The 6,820-nt window shown below is 64.6% G+C and carries 6 protein-coding genes; all 6 read left to right on the top strand.

What is annotated here, in order from left to right:
• Positions 1-24: 24 nt before the first annotated feature.
• Positions 25-402: a carboxymuconolactone decarboxylase family protein gene (locus tag ACP5E6_RS15160; protein WP_427955372.1), complete on the top strand. Its 378-nt coding sequence runs from the start codon at positions 25-27 to the stop codon at positions 400-402.
• Positions 403-570: 168 nt separating this feature from the next.
• Positions 571-1,758, top strand: coding sequence for a thiolase family protein (locus ACP5E6_RS15155; protein WP_427955370.1), 1,188 nt, complete (start codon positions 571-573; stop codon positions 1,756-1,758).
• A gap of 8 nt (positions 1,759-1,766) precedes the next feature.
• Positions 1,767-2,819: an efflux RND transporter periplasmic adaptor subunit gene (locus ACP5E6_RS15150; protein WP_427955367.1), complete on the top strand. Its 1,053-nt coding sequence runs from the start codon at positions 1,767-1,769 to the stop codon at positions 2,817-2,819.
• Complete coding sequence (locus tag ACP5E6_RS15145) at positions 2,803-4,596, top strand: ATP-binding cassette domain-containing protein (protein ID WP_427955365.1); 1,794 nt, start codon at positions 2,803-2,805, stop codon at positions 4,594-4,596. Before ACP5E6_RS15150 ends, ACP5E6_RS15145 begins: the two co-directional genes overlap by 17 nt.
• Complete coding sequence (locus ACP5E6_RS15140) at positions 4,593-5,714, top strand: ABC transporter permease (RefSeq protein ID WP_427955362.1); 1,122 nt, start codon at positions 4,593-4,595, stop codon at positions 5,712-5,714. Before ACP5E6_RS15145 ends, ACP5E6_RS15140 begins: the two co-directional genes overlap by 4 nt.
• 3 nt (positions 5,715-5,717) lie before the next feature.
• Positions 5,718-6,820: ABC transporter permease (locus ACP5E6_RS15135; protein ID WP_427955360.1), on the top strand; the 1,103-nt coding region annotated here is incomplete at its 3' end.

The following is a 6,820-nucleotide window of genomic DNA, read 5'->3' as shown; positions in this document are numbered from 1 at the left end:
CCCCCTCAATAACTGGAGATCACCATGACCATACAAACGATGCCCACGGCACAGGAGCTGCTCGCCATGATGCGGGCCGGAATGGGCCGCGTTCCCGCCGCGATCGAAAAATCGACCCTGGTCGATGACGGTCTGATCCAGGAACACATGCGCTCGCGCATGTACGCCATGCCGCAGAATGGCGCGCTGACCGAAGAGACCCGTACCTTGATCTACCTCGCCGCCGCTCTGGCCGGATCGAGCCCGGCCTGCGTCAAGGCGATGTCGGACAAGGTGGCTCTGCAGGGGATCACCCCCGACAAGGTGCTGGAGACCCTGCATATCGTGCGCTTCGCCATGGCCACCAAAATAATCGGGGACGCCGAACCCGTGTTCGATGCCTTGATCGGCGCGAGCGGTTGAACGGCACTGGGTTGCGGCGCGGTCAGGGCATTTGTATCAGGCTCGGGATTGTCGTGCCTTAGGACGATGCTCCCCAACGAACCGATCGACCGGATTGATCTCGATCAAAGACGTACCGCGACCGCCGCTCTACACACCCCCGACGATCCCCCTGTTCAGGAGCTTTTCATGTCGCTCAACGATGTTGTCCTCTGCGCTCCGATGCGAACCCCGATCGGCACGTTCAACGGGTCGCTGAAAGAGATTGCCGCCCCCGACCTGGGGGCCACAGCGATCAATGCGGTGCTCGACCGGGCCGGAATCGCCCCCGAGTTGATCGGTACCGTGGTGATGGGCAATGTCATCCAGGCCGGCGTCAAGATGAATCCAGCCCGTCAGGCGGCGATCGAAGCGGGGTTGCCCGTGAATATTCCGGCCATGACGGTGAACCGCGTCTGCGGTTCGGGCGCGCAGGCGATCGTTTCGGCGGCGCAGGATGTCGCGATGGGTCTGGTCGATTGCGCGATCGCCGGTGGTATGGAGAACATGGACCGGGCGCCCTATCTGCTGCCCAACGGCCGCTGGGGCATGCGCATGGGCGATGCCGTGGTGTTCGACGCCATGCTGCGCGACGGTTTGAACGATGCCTTCTCCGACCAGCACTCCGGCTGGCACACTGAGGATCTGGTCACGCTTGATCACATCAGCCGCGCCGATCAGGATGCCTGGGCATTCCGCTCCCAGCAGCGCTTCGCCGCAGCGAAATCGGCCGGACATTTCAAGGACGAGATCATCCCGGTCGAGATCGCCGGCAAGCGCGGCCCGGCCATCTTCGATGCCGATGAGCACAACCGCCCGGATACGACGATGGAAAGCCTGGCGAAGCTGCGCCCGGCGTTCCGCAAGGATGGCACGATCACCGCCGGCAATGCGCCAGGGCTGAACAGCGCGGGTGCTGCGATGATCGTCACCACAAGTGCCTTCGCCCAGGCCCATGGCATGACGCCGATGGCGCGGCTGGTTGCGTGGGGTATCGGTGCGGTCGAACCGGGTATGTTCGGCCTCGGCCCGGTGCCGGCGGTCCAGCAGGCGCTGGCGCGCGCGGGGTGGACGACCAGCGACATCGAGCGGATCGAGATCAACGAAGCCTTCGCCGCCATCGCGCTCGCGGTCACCCGCCGCCTCGGCCTCGACGAGGCGATCGTGAACGTCGAGGGCGGCGCCATCGCTCATGGCCACCCGATCGGCGCATCCGGAGCCGTTCTCACCACCCGTCTGCTGTATTCGATGCAGCGCGACCATCTCACCCGTGGTGTCGTGACCCTGTGCATCGGCGGTGGTCAGGGCATCGCGCTGGCGTTGGAACGGCTCGGCTGAGCCCGCTCATGGCCAACCGGAAGCGCCTGATCGGTCTTGCCATCGTGGCGGCACTCGTCGCAGGGGGCGTGGTGCTGTACCTGCGCACCCGCCCGACCGCGGCCGCCCATACGCTCACGCTCTACGGCAATGTCGATATCCGCGAGGTCGATGCCGCGTTCAACGACAACGGCCGGATCGGCAAGTTGCTCGTTCAGGAAGGCGATATCGTGCATCGTGGCGAATTGATTGCCCTGATGGACAATCGCCGCTTCGCCGCCTCACTCGCCGCCGCCCGCGCCCAGGCCACCAACCTGCAGCAGGTTCTGGCCGCCCTGCTTGCCGGATCACGCCCGGAAACCATCGTTCAAGCCAAGGCGCAGATGGACGCTTTGGCATTCGTCGCGCACAACGATCAGGTGAATTATCAGCGCTACCGAGCCCTGGTGCCCGGCAATGGCGCCACCCGCCAGCAGCGCGACGATGCGCTGGCCGCCTATCAGAACGCCGAACAGACCTATCAGGCGGCAAAACAAGCCTATGTGCTGGCGGTGAAAGGGCCGCGCAAGGAAGACATCGCGGCGGCCGAAGCGGCCTATCGCGCCGCCGTCGCCACCGCCGCGCTGGCCGAACGCGAGTTCAAGGATACCAGGCTCTACGCCCCGGCGGACGGCGTGATCGAGGATCGGATCCTGGAACAGGGCGACATGGCCTCCCCGGCGACACCGGTTTACACCATCGCCCTGACCAACCCGGTCTGGGTGCGCGCCTATGTGCCCGAGAGCGATCTCGGCAGGATCAAACTCGGCATGGCCGCCGATATCACCACCGATTCCTACAAGGGCCGGATCTATCATGGCTGGATCGGGTACCTGTCGCCCACCGCCGAATTCACCCCCAAGAATGTCGAAACCCCCGATCTGCGGGCGCAGCTCGTGTACCAGCTCCGGGTCTATGCCTGCGCGCCGCACGACGAATTGCGCCTCGGCATGCCGGCGACCGTAACGATCGATCTCGCCCAGCATCTCGGCCCCGCCGACCAACGCGGCCCCGGAGTCTGCGGCCATGACGGCGGCCACTGAACCCGCCGCCGCACCAGCCGCCGCCCTGGTCATCGCCGGCATCACGCGGCATTTCCACATCGGTAAGCGCGACATCGTCGCTCTCGATGCCGTGAGCGCCACCACGACGCCCGGCCTGGTCACCGGCCTGATCGGTCCGGACGGGGCCGGCAAGACGACGCTGATGCGCCTGATCGCCGGGCTGCTACGGGCCGATTCCGGGTCAATCTCGGTGTTCGGCACCGATGTCCGCACCGACCCGCTCGCGGTGCAGGGCATGATCTCCTACATGCCTCAGCGCTTCGGCCTCTATGAAGATCTCACCGTCGCCGAAAACCTCGAACTCTACGCCGATCTGCAAGGCGTCGCCCCCTCTGCCCGGGCGGCGCGCTACGCCGAACTGATGCAGATGACCGGCCTCGCCGCCTTCACCACGCGGCTCGCCGGCAAGCTCTCCGGCGGCATGAAACAGAAACTCGGCCTCGCCTGCACGCTGATCCGCCCGCCCCGCCTGCTGCTGCTCGATGAACCGACCGTCGGGGTCGACCCGGTATCACGCCGGGAGCTATGGTCGATCGTCGATCATCTGGTGCGCAGCGCCAACATGACCGTTCTGCTCTCCACCGCCTATCTCGATGAGGCGGAACGCTGCGATTCGGTATTGCTGCTGCACGAGGGCAGCCTGATCGGCGCCGGTCCGCCCGGAGATTTCACCCGCGCGATGGCGGGACGGAGTTTTCAAATCCGCTCGCCCCATCTGCCAAAGCGTCAGCTCCAGGCGACCCTGGCGGCGCTGCCCGGCGTGACCGACGCGGTGATCCAAGGCGAGGCGGTACGACTGGTGATGGACTCTGGCATAACACCTGATTTCACCAACCAGCCCACACTGGCGGACGCGACCTACACCAGTGTGCCGCCCCGCTTCGAGGATCGCTTCATCGACTTGCTCCGTGCCAAGGTCGATAGCGCGGAGCCAAAACAGCCCGCCGCCACTCCGACGTCTTCCCCGCGACCCGCCGGTGAAACCACCCCGGTGATCGAGGTCGATCACCTGATCAAGCAGTTCGGCGCCTTCTGCGCGGTGGACGACATCAGCTTCGCGGTAACCCGTGGCGAGATTTTCGGACTACTCGGCGCCAACGGTGCCGGAAAATCCACCACGTTCCGCATGCTGTGCGGCCTGCTGCCGGCAAGCGCCGGACGCCTTCAGGTTGACGGCTTCGATCTGCGCACCGCTGCCCCCACCGCGCGCGGCCGGCTCGGGTACATGGCCCAGAAATTCTCGCTCTACGGCGATCTCTCGGTCATCCAGAACCTGAATTTCTTCAGCGCCGCCTACGGTCTCACCGGCGCACGGCGCGCGGCGCGCACCGCCTGGGCGCTCGATGAATTCGAGCTCGCCCCCCTGCGCGATGCCACCAGCCGCGACCTGCCACTCGGCTTCAAGCAGCGCATGGCCCTCGCCTGCGCGCTGATGCACGAGCCCGACATCCTGTTTCTCGACGAGCCCACCTCCGGTGTCGATCCGCTGGCGCGGCGCGAGTTCTGGCAACGCATCAACCGCCTGGCCGACTCCGGCGTGACGGTGCTGGTCACCACCCATTTCATGGATGAGGCGGAATATTGCGATCGCCTGGTCATCATGGCTCAAGGTAAAATCCTAGCCCAAGGCACATCGGAACAATTAAAGCAGTCCTGCCGCGACCCTGCCCACCCCGATCCGACAATGGAAGACGCTTTCATCGCCCTGATCGAGGCCGACGAGACCAAATCCCATGCCAAGGCAGCGACGGCATGAGCGGCTCACTGATGCGGCTGCGCGGCCTGATCCGCAAGGAAACCCTGCAGATCCTGCGCGACCCCTCCTCGATCGCGATCGCCTTCGTGCTGCCCGCTATGCTGCTGCTGCTGTTCGGCTACGGTGTCTCCCTCGATGCCAGGCACGTCGCCCTCGGCATCGTGGTCGAACAACCGAGCGCCGCCGCCGCCAGCCTGACCGCGCAATTTCGCCAATCGCCCTATTTCGACCCGCGCGACTTCACCAGCGTCACGGCGGCGCAAACCGCTCTGGCGAATGAACAGATCGACGGCTTCGTCTGGCTGCGCAGCAATTTCGCCCGCCAGCTCAAGGCCGGGCGCGATCCGAACATCGGCGTCTTCGTCGATGGCATCAACGCCAACAATGCGCGGATCATCGAAAACTACGTCCAGCAGAGCTGGTCCGACTGGATCGCCGCCGAGGCCACCGCCGCCGGCACCCCCGAAGCCACACCGATCGCGGTGCAGCCCCGCATCTGGTTCAACCCCGCGGTGAGCAGTCGTGACTATCTGGTACCGGGCCTGATCGCCGTGATCATGACACTGACCGGCGCGCTGCTCACCGCCCTGGTGATCGCGCGCGAGTGGGAGCGCGGCACGATGGAGGCGCTGATGGTCACCAAAGTCAGCATGCATGAAATCCTGATCTCGAAAGTGGTGCCCTATTTCATCCTCGGCATGGGCGGCATGGTGGTCGCGGTGTTGATCGCGGTCTTCCTGTTCGACGTGCCGCTTCACGGCTCGATCCTCGTATTGACGCTGGCGGCCGCCCTGTTCATGCTCGCCTCGCTCGGCATGGGGCTGCTGATTTCCACCGTGGCGAAAAACCAGTTCGTCGCCGGACAAATCGCGATCATCACCACCTTTCTGCCGGCCTTCATCCTCTCCGGCTTCATTTTCGACATCGCCAGCATGCCCGCACCAATCCGATGGGTAACGCATATCGTGGCCGCACGGTACTTCGTGGCGATTTTGCAGAGTTTGTTCCTCGCTGGCACCGTCTGGTCGGTGCTGCTGCCCAATTTATTTGCCCTCGTGGTCATGGCGGTGGTCTTTCTCGGTGCCGCACGCCTCGCCGCGCGCAAACGGCTGGACTGAGCCATGTTCGGACGGGTGCTGGCTCTGGTGATCAAGGAATTCCTCGCGATTCTGCGCGATGGCAAGAGCCGGATGGTGCTGGTCGGACCGCCGCTGATCCAGTTGCTGGTGTTCGGCTATGCCGCGAGCTTCGACCTCAACCACGTCCCCTTCGCGGTCTATGATCAGGATCACTCGATCGCCTCGCGCGATCTGGTCGCCGATTTCGCCGGCTCGCGGGCGTTCCAGCAGGTCGCCACTCTCAACAGCCCGCGTCAGATCCAGTCATTGATCGACTCCCGCACGGTCGAAATGGTGCTCGACATCGATCCCCGCTTCTCGCGCGACCTTCTGACCCACCAGCCGGCGCCGGTGCAAATCATCGTCGATGGTCGCAACTCCAACACCGCCCTGCTGATCCTCGGCTATGCCAACACCATCATCGCCGACGCCAGCACGACCTGGGCGACCGATCACGGTGATGCCGCCCCGCCCGCGCAACTCGATCCCCGCGCCCTGTTCAATCCCAATCTCGACTCCCACTGGTTCATCATTCCCGGCATCGTCGCCCTTCTGACCCAGGTCGTCACGCTGCTGGTCGTCGGATTATCGGTCGCACGCGAGCGTGAAGCCGGCACGTTCGATCAGATTCTGGTCACGCCGATGCGCCCGCTCGACATCCTGCTCGGCAAGAGCATTCCAGGCTTGATCATCGGCATGGTCGAAGCAAGCGTGATCCTCCTCGCGGCCGTGTTCTGGTTCCAGGTGCCGTTCAACGGTGGCCTGATCGAGCTTTATACCGGCCTCGTCTTGTTTATCATATCGGTCACCGGCATCGGCCTGATGATCTCCTCGATCGCCGCAACCCAGCAGCAGGCTTTGCTCGGCGCGTTCCTGTTCATGGTGCCCTCGATCATCCTGTCCGGCTTCGCCACCCCGATCGCCAATATGCCCCGACTGATCCAGGACCTCACCTGGATCAACCCGATGCGCTTTGCCCTGGTGGTCATCCGCCGCTGCTTCCTCGAACAACCAACCTTCGCCTCACTCCTCACCCAGTATGCCGCCATGGCCTTCCTCGCCGCAATCAGCCTCACCGCCGCTGCCTGGCTGTTCCGCAAACGATC

This window comes from Acidiphilium sp., from assembly GCF_049977125.1.
GTDB lineage: Bacteria > Pseudomonadota > Alphaproteobacteria > Acetobacterales > Acetobacteraceae > Acidiphilium.
Note: the sequence above shows the minus strand (reverse complement) of the source record. Positions and strands in the feature narration are given on the sequence as shown.

Excerpts from the sequence above, each read along its gene's own strand:
- ACP5E6_RS15155 (WP_427955370.1), top strand. The coding sequence starts at position 571 with ATGTCGCTCAACGATGTTGTCCTCTGCGCTCCGATGCGAACCCCGATC.
- ACP5E6_RS15140 (WP_427955362.1), top strand. The coding sequence starts at position 4,593 with ATGAGCGGCTCACTGATGCGGCTGCGCGGCCTGATCCGCAAGGAAACC.
- ACP5E6_RS15145 (WP_427955365.1), top strand. The coding sequence starts at position 2,803 with ATGACGGCGGCCACTGAACCCGCCGCCGCACCAGCCGCCGCCCTGGTC.
- ACP5E6_RS15150 (WP_427955367.1), top strand. The coding sequence starts at position 1,767 with ATGGCCAACCGGAAGCGCCTGATCGGTCTTGCCATCGTGGCGGCACTC.
- ACP5E6_RS15160 (WP_427955372.1), top strand. The coding sequence starts at position 25 with ATGACCATACAAACGATGCCCACGGCACAGGAGCTGCTCGCCATGATG.